The following is a 16,440-nucleotide window of genomic DNA, read 5'->3' on the forward strand; positions in this document are numbered from 1 at the left end:
CGCGTGCCGACCGCAGCAGGATTGCTGCGCAAACATCGGCTATGAAAGCCCTCGCATCGCGCTTCCTGCGTGGTCGAGGGCTTTTTGTTTTTGGAGTTGCCATGACGTCTTCCGATTCCTCGGGCGAACGGGTATTCCCGGACACCATCGTCGCGGCTGTGCAGATGGAGTGCCGCGTGGGCCAGAAGGACGCCAACGTTGCGCGTTCGCTGGCATTGATTGAAGAGGCCGCGACCCACGGTGCCGCCATCGTGGTGCTGCCCGAGCTGTGCAATACCGGCTATGTCTTCGACAGCCGTCCCGAAGCCTTTGGCCTGGCGGAAAGCGTGCCGGACGGTCCCACGGCCCAGGCCTGGATCGCGGCGGCGGCCCGGCTGAACATCCATATCGTTGCGGGCATTACCGAACGCACGGGCGACCGGCTCTACAACGCCGCTGCCATCATCGGCCCACGCGGCCACCTGGGTACCTATCGCAAGCTCCATCTGTGGGGCGAGGAAAATCTTTTCTTCGAACCGGGCGACCTGGGGCTGCCGGTGTTCGATACGGAGCACGGGCGCCTGGGCGTGGCGATCTGCTACGACGGCTGGTTTCCGGAGGTCTATCGGCTACTGGCCATGCAGGGCGTCGATATCGTCTGCATGCCGACCAACTGGGTGCCCATGCCCGGACAAGACCCGCGCCATCCGACCATGGCCAATACCCTGGCGATGGCGGCCGCGCACAGCAACGGCCTGAACATCGTGTGCGCCGACCGCGTGGGCGTGGAGCGCGGGCAGCTGTTCCTGGGCCAAAGCCTGGTGGTTGGCGTCCAGGGCTGGCCGCTGTCGGGGCCGGCGAGCCCCGACCGGGAGGAAATCCTTTACGCCGCGATCAACCTGAAGCGTTCACGCGCCGCCCGCCAACTGAATCCCTATAACGTCGTGCTGCGCGACCGGCGCGACGATCTTTACCGAGTCGTACCGGGGCCAGGGCCGCTCCGGGGAGCTTAGCGCGGTCCGCGCGCATGTCGTCCCGTTTCGCGAGGTACCGCGCGCCTTGGCGCCGCGTGGCCGTCCGACCTTACTCTCATACAGGATCGAAGATGAAAACCACAACGACTTTCCTTGCCTCCGCCGTCCTGGCGTCCACGGGCCTGCTTGCCGCGGCGCATGCGGCAGAACCCATCCGGATCGGGGTCGCCGTCGGCCTGTCCGGTGCCAATAGCGTGGTCGCGCCGGCGGCGGTGCAATCGTCGCAACTGGCGGTGGACGAAATCAACGCGGCCGGCGGCATCCTGGGCCGCCAGGTGCAGCTGGAGATCGCCGATGACGGCTCCGGCGCGGTCGGGGCGCAGAAAGCCTTCGACACCCTGGTCTTCCAGAAAAAGGTCGATGCCGTGATCGGCATGGAGACCAGCGCGGCGCGCAGCGCCGGTCTGCCCGTAGTGGCCCGCGGAAAAACCCCGTATATCTACTCCTCGTTCTACGAAGGCCGCTCGTGCAGCAAGTGGCTGTACGTGAACGGCTGGGTGCCTGAACAGCAGGTGGCACCGGTCGTGGACTACTTCACCGGACATGAGAAAGCCAAGACCTTCTTCCTGGTCGGCAGCGATTATTCCTTCGGCCGGGGCATGCTGGGTTTTACCCGCAAGTACATCGAGCAGAAGGGCGGCAAGGTGGTGGGCGAGGAGTACCTGCCCATGGACGGCAGCGACTGGACGGCGGTCATCGCCAAGATCCGGGCCGCCAAGCCGGATGCGCTGATCAGCTCCACGGCCGGCGGCGCGCCGAATGTGTCGCTGGCCAAGCAGCTGAAGGCGGCCGGCATCGCTATCCCGTACGGCAACCTGGCGATCGACGAGGGCACGGCCAGAACGATGGGCGACGTGGCCTCCGGCATGTATCTGTCCGCCTCCTACCTGACCAGCATCGACAACGCCCAGAACAAGCGTTTCCTGGAGGCCATGCGCAAGAAGTTCGGCGCCGACCTGAAGACACCCAACGAGCTGTCCGAGCCGCAGTACGAAGCGTTCTTCCTGTACAAGGCCGCGGTGGAGAAGGCGGGCACGACGGATCCTGACAAGGTCATACCCGCGCTCGCGCAAGTGTCTTACGACGGGCCGCGCGGGCCGGTCAGTATGAGCAAGAGCCGCCACGCGGCCTTGAACATGCACCTGGGACAGATCCAACCCGACGGCTCGGTGAAGATCCTGCAAACCTTCAACGCCGTGGATCCCGGCCCGCAATGCCCGAACATCAAGTAAGAGGGGGCATGTGGCAACGCACGTACGCCGCGCGGGACGCCGGGCCCGCGCGCGGAGGCTGATATGGATCTGCTGCTGGATGTACTGACGACGACGGCGATGCTGTTCGTCGTCACCGTGGGCCTGATGGTGATCTTCGGCGTGATGAAGATCGTCAACTTCGCGCATGGGGCCTTGATCACGCTGGGTGGCTACGTCAGCTATGTCGTGACGCGCCTGGGCCTGGACCCGTGGCTGGCGTGGCCCCTGGCTGTGCTGTGCGGCATCGTGGCCGGGATGGCGGTCGAGCGCCTGGTCGTGCGCCCGCTGTACCGGCGCCCGCTGGACGCCATCCTGGCGACGTGGGGCCTGGGCATCATCATCGGGCAGCTGATCGTACTGGCCTTCGGGCGGGAGGTGCAGTTTGCCGACGCCCCGCTGTCCGGCATCTGGACCGTGGCGGGCACCGGCTATTCGGCGTACCGCATCGTGCTGATCCCCGTGGCGCTGGTCCTGTGGGCGCTGCTGGCCGCGCTGCTCAACGGCACGCGCTTCGGCGTGCGGACGCGCGCGGTCATCATGAACGAGCCCTTGGCCAGTGGCCTGGGCATCAACGCAGCGCGTATCCGCTTCGTGACCTTCAGCCTGGGCGCGGGGCTGGGCACGCTGGGGGGCGCGCTGGTGACGCCGCTGTCCAGCGTCGATCCCAACATGGGCGTGGGCTGGCTGATCAGCGCGTTCATGCTGGTCATGGTGGCGGGCCATTCGATTTCCAGCCTGATGCTGACCTGCCTGGTCTTCGGCGCCTGCCAGGTGCTGGTCAGCATCTATGTGAACCCGGTTCTGGGCGGCCTGACGATCGCCGTGCTCGCGGCGCTCACCTTGCGCGTGCGGCCCAAGGGGTTCGCGCATGAGTGATGCCGCGACTGATCGCAATGAGGCGGCAGCCGGCCGCCCGGCACGGAGCGCGGCTTCCGGCGGCAGGCTGGCCGGCCTGGCGGTGGCGGGCCTGGTGCTGGTGGCCGCCGGGCCTTTCCTGTTCGATACGTATCTGCTGAACGTCCTGATCAAGGCGTACTTCTTCGCCATCGCGGCGCTGACCGTCGACCTGCTATGGGGCTATACCGGCTACCTGACCTTCGGCCAATCGGCATTTTTCGGCATGGGCGCCTACGCGGCGGGGCTGGCCTTCACCCACTACGGGTTTTCGCCCGGTGTGGCGGCGCTGGCGCTGCTGGCCGCGGTGGCGGGAACGGCGCTGCTGGCGGCCATCGTCGGCTGGTTGTCCTTCTATCGCGGCGCGTCGCCTTTCTTTTCCACGGTGATATCGCTGGTACTCCCCATCGTGCTGACCCAGCTGGTGCTGTCCGGCGGCGAGTGGACGGGATCCAGCTCCGGACTGACCGGCTACGACAGCGTCGAGCTGTCGTTGGCCGGCTGGTACTGGGTGGCCGCCGCCGCGCTGGCCGTCGCCGGCGCGGCGGGCTGGGTGCTGGTGCGCAGCGACGGCGGCCGCGTACTGACCGCGATCCGCGACAACGAAACGCGCTGCGAGTACCTGGGCCTGCGCGTGTCGCGCGTGCGCATCCTGCTGCTGGTGGCGATGGCCGCCGTGGCGGGGCTGGCGGGCTTCGGCTACGGCGCCTTCAGCGGCGTGGTGGCGCCCGAGCTGACCGGCTTCGTGCTGGGCACGGAGCTGATCATCTGGGTCGCGCTTGGTGGGCGCGGCACCCTGTGGGGGCCGCTGATCGGCGCGGTGCTGATCAACGTGGCCAGCGCCTACCTGAGCGGCAGCATGCCCTTCGCCTGGCAGTTGATACTGGGCGTTGCGTTCGTCGCTGTCATCCTGCTGCTGCCGCGAGGACTGGTGCCGCTGCTCCTGCGTCCCTTCGGCCTGGGACGACTGGCGCCGCGCATCCCGTCGCTGGCGGCGCGCGACCTTGCCCCGCCGGACCGCGTCGATGCGCCGGTGCTGCGCATGCAGGACGTCAGCCGGCGTTTCGGTTCGCTGCAGGTCCTGCGCGGCATCACGTTGACCGCGCGCGCCGGCGAGCTGCTCGGCCTGATCGGCCCCAACGGCGCGGGCAAGACCACACTGATGCGCGCGCTGAGCGACGGTGCCGAGCGCAACGGCGGGGCCATCGCCCTGTGCGGCCATGATATCGGCCGGCAGCCGCCGCAGGACTGCGTGCGCGATGGCCTGGGACGCAAGTTCCAGAACGCCAATATCTTCGACAGCCTGACGGTGGCCGACAGCTTGCGCATTGCCGGGTCGCTGCACGATCGCCCTTCGCTGTGGCGCCGCTCGGACACGCTGCGCTTGCCTTCCTATGCCCTGGAGGTGCTGCGCGCCACGGAACTGGATCGCAAACTGGCCGCGGTGGCGCGTGACCTGTCGCACGGCGAGCAGCAGGCGCTGGAGCTGGCCATGGTGCTGGCGCTGGCGCCGCGTATCGTCCTGCTGGACGAGCCCACCGCGGGACTGAGCAAGCATGAGCGTGCCCGCATCGGCGAAATCCTGGCTTCCCTGGCACATCGCCATGGTTTGTGCTGCCTGCTGGTGGAGCACGATCTGGACTTCGTCGAACAGGTCGCCACACGCATCGTCGTCCTGCACCAGGGCGCCATCGTCATGGACGGCAGCTTCGCCGACGTGGTCGGATCCGAACTGGTCAAGACCATCTACGCGGGAACGGGGCAGGCGGAGGCCGCGGGATCGCCCGGCCGCCCGGAGAAGGCGCCCCTTCCCGTGGCGATGCAGTCGCGCGGCGACGGGAGGGTGCGTCGATGACCGCATTGAAACTCGAGGGGGTGACCAGCGGCTATGGCGCCTCGGTGGTGCTGCGCGGGGTGTCGATGGAAGTCGCGGCCGGCCAGGCCGTGGCCTTGCTGGGCAAGAACGGCATGGGCAAGAGCACCTTGCTGAAGACGGTGATGGGCTATCTGCCCAAGCAAGCCGGCACGGTGGTGCTGGGCAACGAGGACATCACGCGGCTGGGGCCGCACCGCGTGGCGCGCAAGGGCGTGGCCTATGCCGCGCAGGAGCAGGCCATCTTCACCGAACTGAGCGTGCGCGACAACCTGCGGCTGGGCCTTGCGCGCGAGGCGGACTTCGCCGCGCGCTTTGCCGCCGTCGAATCGCTTTTCCCGGTATTCAAGGACAGGCTGCGGCAGCCGGCGGGCACGCTGTCGGGGGGCGAGCAGAAAATGCTGCTGGTGGCGCGGGCGCTGATGCTGCGCCCGTCCGTTATCCTTCTGGACGAAATCACGGAGGGCCTGCAGCCCTCGGTGATCGATCGCCTGGCGCAGGCCCTGCTGTGGGAGCGCCGGGAAAATGGCACGACGATGCTGCTGATCGAACAGAATGTCGCCTTCGCCCTGCGCGTGGCCGACCGTTTCCTGGTCTTGAAGCAGGGTGAAATCGTCGAACAGGGCGACGCCAGAAATGAAACGGCGGCGGAAACGATATTTGCCCACCTGCGCGTCTAGGGCGGCCACCATGGGCAACACCCTGGTGGCGGGCAGTGGATACGCGGCGGGCGGGATGGAGCTATGACGGGAACCAGGGGATCGTCGGCGGACTGGCGCATCGGGATACTATTTTCGCGCACGGGCGTGACGCGCGTGACCGGCTCGGAACACTTCCTGGGCACCGTGCTCGCGGTGGAGGAGATCAACGCCGCGGGCGGCGTGCTGGACCGCCAGCTGGCACCGGTCTGCTACGACCCGGGCAGCAACCCGGCGCAATACCGCCGCCTGGCGACGCAGCTGATGGCCGACGACGACGTCAACGTGATCTTCGGCTGTTCCACGTCGTCCAGCCGCAAGGCGGTCCTGCCGGTGGTGGAGCGCAACAACGGCCTGCTGTGGTATTGCTCCTTCTATGAAGGCTTCGAATACTCGCCCAACGTCATCTACACCGGTGCCGTCCTGAACCAGAACGCCATGCAGCTGGCGGCCTACCTGCTGCAGCACAACGGCTCGCGGTTCTTCCTGGTGGGGTCCGACTATATTTACCCGCGCGAATCCAATCGCGTTATGCGCGACATGGTCGAACAGCACGGCGGCGAGGTGCTGGACGAAGTCTACTTGCCGCTGACGGCGGGCCCGGCCGAGGTGGCGGAGGTCATCCGCGATATCCGGGCAGCCCAGCCGGAGGTGGTGTTCTCTACCGTCGTGGGCGATTCGGCGCGCATGCTGTATCGCCAGTACGCCGAGAGCGGCCTGGACCCCCGCCGCGTTCCCATCGCCAGTCTCTCCATGGCGGAAGAGGAAATTCGCCTGGTCGGCCCGCCGCTGTGCGCGGGCCATATCACTGCCGCGACGTATTTCAACTCGCTGGATAACGAAAGCAACCGCCGCTTTACCGCGCTTTGGCGCCGGCGGTATGGCGACCGGCCTACGAGTACGTGGTCAGAGTCCGCGTACAACCAGGTCCATCTGTTTGCCCGCGCGCTGGAGCGCACGGGTAGCCTGGATCCCAGCAAGCTGGTGCGCATGGCGCATTCGGTACGTTACGATTCGCCGGAAGGGCCGCTGGCCATCGATTCGGAGAACAACCATTGCCTGTTGACGCCGCGCATCGGCGTCTGCCGCGAGGACGGGCAGTTCGATGTCGTCTGGCAGGGATCGGGGCCTGTCCGGCCAGATCCCTACCTGTCCACCTTCGGGTTGGCAGAGTTCTGGCTGAAGTGACGCAATGAGCAGCATACGCCGCCTCTACGAAGATCTGCGCAGCATCAGCGTCGCCGTCGTGCATCCGCCCGGCGAGGACCGCGACCTGTTGATCGAGCAGCTCAAGCGCATCGGCTGCCGCCTGCAGGTCTTCTGGCCGTATTGCCCCGAGCCGCCGCGCGGCGCGGACGTCGTGTTCTTCCATTTGTCGCAGGACATACCCAGCGGCGGCATGTGGTGCGCCAGCGCGACCGATGCGACCTTGATCGCGCTGTCCGATTACGAAAGCCCCACCACCTTGAAGCTGCTGCTGGACAGCAATGCCCATGGCGTATTGACCAAGCCTTTCCGGTCCTCCGGCGTGCTCAGCACCCTGGTGCTTGCGCGCTCGGCGCAAGGCTTCCAGCAGCGCCAGCAGGCCAAGATCCAGAAGCTGGAGGCGACCATCAAGTCGCGCCGCCAAATCGACAAGGCGATCAAGGTGCTGGTGGACCACCAGGGCATGGACGAGGTCAAGGCCTACGAACATATGCGTGCGCGGGCCACCAGCCTGCGCGTGACGGTGGCCGAAGTGGCGTCGATGGTGATCGACGCGCAGGAAGTCATGGAAAAGTTGGGCCTGGGACGGTCCTAGGTCCTGCCAGCCCGGGCGGTATCCGCCCAAGGCTCTCGTCCGGGGCGGCCGGCCAGCATGTCGCGCAGCTCCGCCTCGAAGGCGTCGCGCATGGCCGGGGCCGCGTGGCCTCCGACCTGGATGCGGATCGCGCCCTGGCGCAGCCAGAGCGTATCGGCATCCTCCTTGACCAGGCGCAGTCCCTGTGCCTGCAGCAGATAGGTTTCGTGCCGCAGGCCCCGGTCGATTTCCACGCGGACGTCACGCGTTTCCGTCAGCGTGATGGTTTCGCCGTCTATCGCGTGCCGCGCGTAGGCCAAGGCCGCGACGGCGACGGCACTGAGTTCGATGCAACAGAAGATGGGAACCAGCCAGATGCCGCCTATCCAGCAGGCGATCGCCACCACCGCCGAAATGCCCATCAGCAGGCCCATGGCCGCCGCATATTGGGTGGGCCGCAGCGCGCAGTTGCGCTTGAGCCGCCAGACATGGCGGCCAGGCGGCGGACGCCAGGCGGGCGCCCACACACCGGCGGTCGGCGGGGCCGCCGACACCAGATCGTCGGTATTCAGGCTCGCGTGTCTCATGCTGGTCGTCGTCCTGGCGCGTTGGCGCGCCATCGCGGTGGGGCAGGCGCTGCGCCGCCTGCTACTTTACTTCCGGCGGTGTCGCGAACGTATGGAAGGGTGCGGGCGAAGGTACGGTCCACTCCAGCCCCGTCGCGCCTTCCCAGGGGCTGGCGCTGGCCCTTTCCCCCTTGCCGGCGAAGCAGCGCACCGCCACCACCAGGAAGATCAACTGCGAGAGGCCGAACCAGTACGCACCGATGGTGGCGACCTGGTGCCAGGTCGTGAACTGCGCGGCGTAGTCCACATAGCGGCGCGGCATGCCCGCCAGTCCCAGGAAGTGCATGGGAAAGAAGGCCAGGTTGAAGGAAAGCATCGAGGACCAGAAGTGCAGCTTGCCCAGCCGTTCGTTGTACATATAGCCGGTCCACTTCGGTAGCCAGTAATAGGCGCCCGCGAACAGCCCGAACAGCGAACCCGCCACCAGCACGTAATGGAAGTGCGCCACCACGTAATAGGTGTCGTGCACCTGGATGTCGATGGGTGCCACCGACAGGATCAGGCCGGTGAAGCCCCCCATGGTGAACACGAATATGAAGCCGATGGCCCACAGCATGGGCGTCTCGAAACTCAAGGACCCGCGCCACATCGTTGCCGTCCAGTTGAAGACCTTCACGCCGGTCGGTATGGAAATCAGCATGGTCGCGTACATGAAGTACAGCTGCCCCGTCACGGGCATGCCGGTGGCGAACATATGGTGCGCCCAGACAATGAAGGACAGCACCGCGATGGCCGCCACCGCATACACCATGGAGGCGTAGCCGAACAGCTGCTTGCGCGAAAACGTCGGGATGACGGATGAGATGATCCCGAAGGCCGGCAGGATCATGATGTAGACCTCGGGGTGCCCGAAGAACCAGAACAGGTGCTGGAACAGTACGGGATCGCCGCCGGCGGCCGCGTTGAAGAAATCGGTGCCGAAGTGGCGGTCCGTCAGCACCATGGTGATGGTCGCCGCCAGCACCGGCATCACGCCCAGCAGCAGGAAGGCGGTAATCAGCCAGGTCCAGCAGAACAGCGGCATCTTCATCAGGGTCATGCCCGGCGCGCGCATGTTCAGGATGGTCACGATGATATTGATCGAACCCATGATGGACGAGGCGCCCATGATATGCAGCGCGAAGATTGCCATGTCCATCCCCGGGCCCATCTGCACCGACAGCGGCGCATACAGGGTCCACCCGGCGGCGGTGGCGCCCCCGGGCACGAAGAAGGAGGTGGTCAGCAGCAACGCGGCCATGGGCAGGATCCAGAAGCTCAGGTTGTTCATCCGCGCGAACGCCATGTCCGCGGCGCCAACCTGCAGCGGGATCATCCAATTGGCGAAGCCCACGAAGGCAGGCATGATGGCGCCGAACACCATGATCAGGCCGTGCATGGTAGTGAACTGGTTGAAGAGTTCGGGCTGGAAGAACTGGATGCCGGGTTCGAAGAGTTCCGTGCGCAGCAGGAGCGCCAGCGTGCCGCCTTCCAGCAGCATGACGAACGCGAAGATCAGGTACATCGTGCCGATGTCCTTGTGGTTCGTCGCCAGCAGCCAGCGCCGCCACCCGTGGGGCATGCCGTGCGTGTGGTCGTCGAGGCCGTGATCCGCGTGGCCGGGGGCGTGCACCACCCCTTGTTCGCTGGTGTAGCTGCTCATTCCGCTCTCCTGGGACGAGACCCCCAAGCCCTGCTCGGCTGCCCATCCGCGCGGATATCGTTGGTGTCCCGTGCGGACCGGCTTGCCTATGATCTGCGTATTCCGCCGCAAGCGAACCAAGAGATTCTTAGCGCCGCATGCACGCGCGGTGCAAAGGCCGCGCGTGCTGGAAAAGACGACGCCGGCAGCTTGCGATGCCGGCGTCGTCGGTGCTCAAGTGCAGGGGATGCCCCGTGTCAGGTCCGCATCATGTCACGGACAAGACCGGTTCGCCGTTCTGTTTGACGCTGCACACGCCCAGCAGCACGTACCGGGCATGGCGTTCCGCGTCTTCGCGGGTATCGAAGTTCTGCGTCGCGGCGGAGCGCCACGCCAATGCCTGCGGCGTGCCTTGATGCCCCTCCGGCGAGGTGGCGATGGCGACGGCATAGCCGCGCTCTCCTTGCCGGGTTATCTTGCAGATGACGCGGTGTCCATCGATCACGATTTCACTTGAACCATCCATCTCGTCCCCCTCGTCGATACATGGTGTGCGGTTAAGTTACCCGGTTTCGCCAACAACTGTGCAACCAACAGTGAATGAAGCGGTGCTAGGCTGGGCTCTTCATCCCTACAGGCACATCCTGGTCGCCACCCGCGGCTTCCCATACCGCCGCAGGGCAGGTAATTTGCTGGTAGGCGCGCAAGCGCAGCGGAGGGCTCATGAACGAAGTCAGCAGGGAGCGTCACATGCGGCGCATGTCCACCGATCGTGTCGCCAGGGCATTGCTGGAAAGCGCCACCGATTTCGCCATTTTCACTTTGGATCTCTCCCTGCGCATCACCAGCTGGAATACCGGCGCCTGCAAGGTATTCGGCTGGACAGAGGACGAGGCGCTGGGCGCGGACGCGGCGATGATCTTCACGCCCGAGTCGCGCGAGCGCGGCGACCATCTCATGGAAGCAGAGACGGCGCGAACGCAGGGTCGCGCGGAGGACGAACGCTGGCATCTGCGCAAGGACGGCTCGCGCCTGTGGGCTTCCGGGCTCATGCAGCGGTTCGTGGACGAGCGCACGCGCCAGCACATCGGCTACCTGAAGATCGTGCGGGACCGCACGGAGCAGCATCTGGCCGAAAGCCGCGCCAGGGCCGTGGACGCGCGTTTCCGGGCACTCGTCGAGGGTTCGCCTCAGATGACCTTCTTTACCGACGCCAGCGGTCGCGTCATCTATACCAGCCCCTACTGGCAGCGCTATACGGGCCGCGACCACCCCGGCGAGCAGCGTGGCGACTGGACGGAATCGATCCATCCGGACGATCGCAAGCCCGTGCAGCAAGCCTGGCGCGACGCCATGGCGAAGGGCATAGGCTGCGAAATGGAGATCCGTTTCCTGTGCGCGGCGGACAGTACCTGGCGATGGTTCATGGCACGCGCGGCGCCCATCGAAGAGGAGGGCTATATCAGCGGCTGGCTCATCATTGCCTTCGACATCGACCTGGTGGTCGCGGCCCGCAACGATCTGCGGCGCAGCCAGAGACTGCTGCTGAACGAAGTGGCGCGCGGCAAGGCGGAACGGGACCGCACCTGGCAGCTCGCCAATGACCTGATGGTGGTGACCGACTTCGATGGCTATGTGCTGGACGCCAATCCCGCCTGGACCGACCGGCTGGGCTGGAAGCACGAGGAATTGCTCGGCAACAACATCCTGGGCCTGATGCATGGGGATTACGCCTCGCTTGCGCAGAGCCAGCTCAAGCGGTTGCAGCGCGGCCACGCGACGTCGCGCTTCGTGTGCGAATGCCGGCATCGTGACGGCAGCTTTCGCACGCTATCGTGGACGGCCGTCCCGGGCGATGGCCTGGTGCACGCCGTGGCCCAGGACGTTACCGCCGAAAATGAAGCCACGGCGGAACTGGAATTGGCCCAGGAGGCGCTGCGTCAATCGCAGAAGATGGAGGCCGTGGGCCAACTGACGGGCGGCATCGCGCACGACTTCAACAACCTGCTGACCGGCATCATCGGCGCGCTGCAGCTCATGCAAAAGCGCGCCGAGCGCGGCATGCTGGTGGACGTCACGCGCTATACCGATATGGCGATGGAATCGGCCAAGCGCGCCGCCGCCCTGACGCATCGCCTGCTGGCATTCTCGCGCCGCCAGCCGCTGGCGCCCAAGCCCACGCAGCCGACCCAGCTCATCCGTTCGCTGACCGAGCTGTTCGAGCGCACCCTGGGCGAAAGAATCGCCCTGGAAGTGGACCTGCAGGACGGCCTTTGGAACGTGTTGTGCGATCCGCACCAGCTGGAAAACGCCATCCTGAACCTGGTGATCAATGCCCGCGATGCCATGCCCGACGGCGGCACGCTTACCATCACAGCGCGCAATGTGGACCTGGACAACATCGCCGTGGCGCGCGCCGTCATCCTGACCGCGGGCGAATACGTATGCCTGTGCGTGGCCGACACGGGCGTGGGCATGCCGCCCGATGTTGCGGCCAAGGCCTTCGAACCCTTCTTCAGCACCAAGCCGCAGGGGGAGGGCACCGGCCTGGGGCTTTCCATGGTCTACGGCTTCGTCCGGCAGTCGGGCGGCTATACCGAACTGGACAGCCGGCCGGGCGAAGGCACGTCCATTCGCATGTATCTGCCGCGGTACGCCGGCCCCGTGACGGAAGAACCGGATGCCGACACGTCGCAGGAGCTCCCCGCCGTCCCGGCGCCGACCCAGCAGCCGCTGGTGCTGGTCGTGGAGGACGATCCGCGCGTGCGCGACCTGCTGGTGGAAGTGCTGCAGGACTTGCGGTGCCGTGTCGTCGAGGCCGCCGACGGCCTCTCCGGCCTGCGCATCCTCAAGGACACGCCCAGCATCCGGCTGGTGATCAGCGACATCGGCTTGCCGGGCATGGACGGCCGTCGCATGGTGGAGGAAGCGCGCGTCCACCACCCGGGGCTGAAGGTGATCCTGGTCACGGGCTACGCGCAAAGCCTGGCCTTGACCGAAGGCTTGCGCGATCCGGGCATGGAGCTGGTCACCAAGCCTTTCGGCATCGACGAGATCACGCGGCGGATCACGGCCGTCCTGGCGGCCTGATAAAGAATTACTTTACTCGAATAGCATAATTATTCGCTTTTGCTTTTTATAAGCGCCGTTCGACAATACGACTCCACGAGAGGCGCGCCTCTCCATCGCCATCGGATACGCCATGGATATGTTGGAAGTCAAGGTATGGCGCAGCGCCGGCGCCGGCGGCTTCGTTACCTACCGCGTCCCGCGCCACACCAGCCAGACGGTGCTGGATGTGGTCACCTTCATCCAGCGCGAGCTGCAGCCGGACTTGGGTTATCGCTATGCCTGCCGCGTCGGCATGTGCGGCTCCTGCGCCATGACGGTCAACGGCAAGGCGCGCTGGACCTGCCGCACGCACGTCTCCAAGGTGGCCGTGGATGGCCGCCTGGAAGTCGCGCCGCTGTCCAACCTGCCGGTCATCAAGGACCTGGTGACGGACATGAGCAGCTTTTTCGACAAGTGGGCCCAGGCCAAGGGCAGCTTCACCGGCACGCTGTCGCGCCATGACGATTTCGCGCGCGTGCCGCCGGCGTCCCCACGCCGGCAGGCGGTGGACGCCGGCATCGAATGCATAGGCTGCGGCGTCTGCTATGCCTCCTGCGACGTGGTGACGTGGCGTCCCGATTATCTCGGTCCGGCGGCGCTGAACCGCGCCTGGACGCTGATGAACGACGAACGCGATACGCAAGGCGCGGAACGCTTGCGCGCCGTGGCGGGAGACGCCGGCTGCCATTCCTGCCATACGCAGGGCAGCTGCACCGAGCGCTGCCCCAAGGCGATCTCGCCCACCGCCGGTATCGCCGGACTGAAGCGCATGGCCGCCAAGGCCGCGATGAAGGGAGAGCTGTGATGGCGGCGATCAGCGTGCGGACACAGGCGCGGCTGTGGTATTTGCAGCGCATCAGCGCCATGGTGCTGGCGCTGTTCGTCGCGGTCCACATCGGCATCATCGTCTATGCGGTGCGCGGGGGCCTGACCGGGGCGGAGATCCTGGCCCGCACCCGCGGTAGCATGGGCTTCGCGGTTTTCTACGGTGTCTTCGTGCTGGCGTGCGCGGTGCACGTGCCCATCGGCCTGCTGCGCATCGCCGAGGAATGGCTGCGCTGGCGCGGACCGTCGGCGCTGGCGGCCGCCGTGGCGTTCGCGGCCTTGCTGGCCGTCATGGGACTGCGCGCCGTATACGGAGTGGTCGCATGACGATGCGCCGCAACGATGCGCGTGCCCGCAACCACCCGGCGTACTGGGCGTTCCTGGTGCACCGCTTGTCCGGCCTTGCGCTGGGCCTGTTCCTGCCGGTGCATTTCTGGGCCTTGGGACAGGCTATCGCCGGCGAGCAGGCGCTGGATGGGTTCCTGCGTTTCGCCGATCGGCCGCTGTTCAAGTTCGCGGAATGGGGACTGGTGGTGCTGCTCTCGCTGCACCTGATGGGGGGCCTGCGCCTGCTTGTCATCGAATTCGCGCCCTGGACCCATTTGCGCAAGGATTGGATGGCCGTGGGACTGGGTGTCGGCGCCTGTACGGGGCTGGCGTTTCTGCTGGCGTTGTTGCGGTAATCGCGCATTGACGCAGCTAGGGCGAGGTGCCACGCTGATGCGCCGCCTCGATCGCGGTACGAGCTTCGCCGCAGATGCGAAGCCGGAAATTCAACGGAGACAACCATCATGCATGAGTATCTGTACGAACTGTCCAGACGTCCCAGGCATTGGCTGCATACCTGCATCCTGGCCTTCGCGACGACGGCGATGACGCTATCCGGCGTGGTCCAGGCCGAATCGGCGTGGCCGGACAAGCCGGTGCGCATCATCGTTCCCTTCACCGCCGGTGGCACGACGGACGTCGTCGCGCGCGTGATCGGGGCGGAGCTGGGCCAGATGTGGCACCAGTCGGTCGTCGTCGACAACCGTCCCGGCGCGGGCGGGGCGATCGGCGCGACGCTGACCGCCAAGTCGCCGCCCGACGGCTATACCCTGCTCATGGCGTCGGGCAGCATGTTCACGGTCAATCCTTATCTGTACCGCAACCTGCCCTATACGCTGAAGGACTTCGACTACATCACTACCGTGGCCAGCGGTCCGATGCTGGTGCTGGTGAACAGCTCGGTACCGGCCCATAACCTGAAGGAGCTCATCGCGCTGGCCAAGTCCCAGCCGAAAAAGCTGAACTTCGGTTCGGCCGGCAACGGCAGCCAGGTGCACATGGCGGGCGAGTACCTGGCCGACGCCGCGGGCATCCAGATCACGCACGTCCCTTACAAGGGAGAAGCCCTGGCCTATAACGACTTGATGGCCGGCCAGGTGCAACTGGTGGTCGGCAATATCGCCGCGGCGTCGGTGTTCGCCAAGAGCGGCAAGGCGCGTGCGCTGGCCGTCACCGGCCCGACGCGCTCGCCCATGATGCCCGACGTGCCCACCGCCAAGGAAGCCGGCCTGCCGGGTTACGAAACGACGGGATGGTTCGCGCTGGTGACCGCCGCCGGCACGCCCAAGGCCGTGGTCGACAAGATCCAGCGCGACACGGCCAAGGTGCTGCAGATGCCGGCCGTGCGCGAGAAGCTGGCCGGGCAGGGCATGACGCCGGTGGGCGATACGCCGGCGCAGCTGGCCAAGAGCATTCAGGATGAATCCGGAAAGTGGAAGGCGATCGTCGAACGCCGGAATCTTTCCATCGATTGAACGCTGCGATCGCGTGGCGCGGCGGCCGTTTGCCGCCGCATCGGCGCGCCGCGATGGAGACCTCGCATGAACCCAGACCTCGCGGCGGTGGAAGAAGCCGCCAAAGACCTTTATATCCGCGCGCTCAAGATCCTGCCGCCCGACATCAAGGCGGGTATCGATAGGCTGGCGGACGCGGAAAGCTCGGAAGTCGCGCGCGGGGTGCTGCAAACCATGCGCACGAATATCCGCGTCGCGGAGGACAACGAAAACCTGCTGTGCCAGGATACCGGCATACCGATCTACAACGTATCGATCGGCCGCAACGTCCAGGTGGACGGCCATGCGCTGAAGCAGGCCATCCGCATGGGCTGCGAACGCGCCACGCGCGAACATCCGCTGCGCTCGTCGGTGGTGCATCCGCTGACGCGCCGGAACAACCATACGTCTTGCGGCTTCGATGTTCCCGTCATCCACATCGACTTCGACGAAGCGCCAGAGCGCCTGTCCATCGAGATGATCCCCAAGGGCAGCGGATCCGAAAACAACTCCTTCCTGAAGATGGCCGTGCCGGCGGAAGGCATCGATGCCATCAAGACCTTCGTCGTGGACTGCGTCATCGCCGCGGGCGGCAAGACCTGTCCGCCCACCATCGTTGGCGTCGGCGTGGGCGGCACTTCCGACCTGTGCGTGGCCTTGGCCAAGCGCGCGGCCACGCGCCCGCTGGGCACGCACTGCGACGACCCGGACGGCGCCGAACTGGAGCGCGTGCTGTCGGCCGCCGTGAACCAGCTGGGCGTCGGGCCGCAGGGCCTGGGCGGCGATGCCACCGCCTTTGCCGTGCACATCGAACTGGCGCATACGCATATCACCATGAACCCCGTCGCGGTGAACATGCAATGCCATTCGGCGCGGCGCGCCCGTGCCGTGTTCACGCCGCAAGGCATCGACTACGGATTCTGACC

16 protein-coding genes are annotated in these 16,440 nt (G+C 66.2%); 13 read left to right on the forward strand and 3 right to left on the reverse strand.

What is annotated here, in order from left to right:
• Window positions 1-101: 101 nt before the first annotated feature.
• The 7 genes from AKI39_RS07120 (at window position 102) to AKI39_RS07150 (ending at window position 7,532) form a co-directional block, all read left to right on the forward strand.
• Window positions 102-992: a nitrilase family protein gene (locus tag AKI39_RS07120; RefSeq protein ID WP_066634041.1), complete on the forward strand. Its 891-nt coding sequence runs from the start codon at window positions 102-104 to the stop codon at window positions 990-992.
• A 92-nt stretch (window positions 993-1,084) separates the two neighbouring features.
• A complete protein-coding gene (locus AKI39_RS07125; RefSeq protein WP_066634043.1) occupies window positions 1,085-2,245 on the forward strand; it encodes a substrate-binding protein in 1,161 nt (386 codons plus the stop codon).
• A gap of 63 nt (window positions 2,246-2,308) precedes the next feature.
• Window positions 2,309-3,142 carry a branched-chain amino acid ABC transporter permease gene (locus AKI39_RS07130; protein WP_066634045.1) on the forward strand — a complete coding sequence of 278 codons (834 nt, stop codon included), beginning with the start codon at window positions 2,309-2,311 and terminating at the stop codon, window positions 3,140-3,142.
• A complete protein-coding gene (locus AKI39_RS07135) occupies window positions 3,135-5,015 on the forward strand; it encodes a branched-chain amino acid ABC transporter ATP-binding protein/permease (protein ID WP_083228678.1) in 1,881 nt (626 codons plus the stop codon). Before AKI39_RS07130 ends, AKI39_RS07135 begins: the two co-directional genes overlap by 8 nt.
• The gene (locus tag AKI39_RS07140; RefSeq protein WP_066634046.1) at window positions 5,012-5,713 is read left to right on the forward strand and encodes an ABC transporter ATP-binding protein; all 702 of its coding nucleotides are present in this window, start codon (window positions 5,012-5,014) and stop codon (window positions 5,711-5,713) included. The genes AKI39_RS07135 and AKI39_RS07140 overlap by 4 nt, the downstream gene beginning before the upstream one ends.
• A 63-nt stretch (window positions 5,714-5,776) precedes the next feature.
• Window positions 5,777-6,919, forward strand: a complete 1,143-nt coding sequence (locus AKI39_RS07145; RefSeq protein ID WP_066634047.1) for a transporter substrate-binding domain-containing protein — start codon at window positions 5,777-5,779, stop codon at window positions 6,917-6,919.
• A gap of 4 nt (window positions 6,920-6,923) precedes the next feature.
• On the forward strand, window positions 6,924-7,532 hold the full coding sequence (locus tag AKI39_RS07150; protein WP_201258555.1) for an ANTAR domain-containing response regulator: 609 nt from the start codon (window positions 6,924-6,926) through the stop codon (window positions 7,530-7,532).
• Here the strand turns inward: AKI39_RS07150 and AKI39_RS07155 are convergent.
• From AKI39_RS07155 to AKI39_RS07165, 3 genes are all read right to left on the reverse strand, one after another.
• Window positions 7,529-8,098: a DUF2244 domain-containing protein gene (locus AKI39_RS07155; protein WP_158515159.1), complete on the reverse strand. Its 570-nt coding sequence runs from the start codon at window positions 8,096-8,098 to the stop codon at window positions 7,529-7,531. The genes AKI39_RS07150 and AKI39_RS07155 overlap by 4 nt on opposite strands.
• A gap of 61 nt (window positions 8,099-8,159) precedes the next feature.
• Window positions 8,160-9,779, reverse strand: coding sequence for a cytochrome c oxidase subunit I (gene ctaD / locus AKI39_RS07160; RefSeq protein ID WP_066634052.1), 1,620 nt, complete (start codon window positions 9,777-9,779; stop codon window positions 8,160-8,162).
• 247 nt (window positions 9,780-10,026) lie between these two features.
• Window positions 10,027-10,284, reverse strand: a complete 258-nt coding sequence (locus tag AKI39_RS07165) for a hypothetical protein (RefSeq protein WP_066634053.1) — start codon at window positions 10,282-10,284, stop codon at window positions 10,027-10,029.
• 197 nt (window positions 10,285-10,481) lie between these two features.
• Here AKI39_RS07165 and AKI39_RS07170 point away from each other — a divergent pair, with 197 nt between their 5' ends.
• From AKI39_RS07170 to AKI39_RS07195, 6 genes are all read left to right on the forward strand, one after another.
• Window positions 10,482-12,848 (forward strand): PAS domain S-box protein, encoded by a 2,367-nt coding sequence (locus tag AKI39_RS07170; protein ID WP_083228679.1) that lies wholly within the window; start codon window positions 10,482-10,484, stop codon window positions 12,846-12,848.
• Window positions 12,849-12,960: 112 nt separating this feature from the next.
• Window positions 12,961-13,674, forward strand: a complete 714-nt coding sequence (locus AKI39_RS07175) for a succinate dehydrogenase/fumarate reductase iron-sulfur subunit (RefSeq protein ID WP_066634057.1) — start codon at window positions 12,961-12,963, stop codon at window positions 13,672-13,674.
• Window positions 13,674-14,021 (forward strand): succinate dehydrogenase, encoded by a 348-nt coding sequence (locus AKI39_RS07180; RefSeq protein WP_066634058.1) that lies wholly within the window; start codon window positions 13,674-13,676, stop codon window positions 14,019-14,021. Before AKI39_RS07175 ends, AKI39_RS07180 begins: the two co-directional genes overlap by 1 nt.
• 2 nt (window positions 14,022-14,023) lie before the next feature.
• Window positions 14,024-14,377, forward strand: a complete 354-nt coding sequence (gene sdhC / locus AKI39_RS07185) for a succinate dehydrogenase, cytochrome b556 subunit (RefSeq protein ID WP_066642391.1) — start codon at window positions 14,024-14,026, stop codon at window positions 14,375-14,377.
• A gap of 108 nt (window positions 14,378-14,485) precedes the next feature.
• Complete coding sequence (locus tag AKI39_RS07190) at window positions 14,486-15,496, forward strand: Bug family tripartite tricarboxylate transporter substrate binding protein (protein WP_066634059.1); 1,011 nt, start codon at window positions 14,486-14,488, stop codon at window positions 15,494-15,496.
• 66 nt (window positions 15,497-15,562) lie between these two features.
• Entirely contained in the window at window positions 15,563-16,438 is an 876-nt protein-coding gene (locus tag AKI39_RS07195; protein ID WP_066634060.1) for a fumarate hydratase, read from the forward strand.
• Window positions 16,439-16,440: the final 2 nt, after the last annotated feature.

This window comes from Bordetella sp. H567, from assembly GCF_001704295.1.
Taxonomy (GTDB): domain Bacteria; phylum Pseudomonadota; class Gammaproteobacteria; order Burkholderiales; family Burkholderiaceae_B; genus Bordetella_C.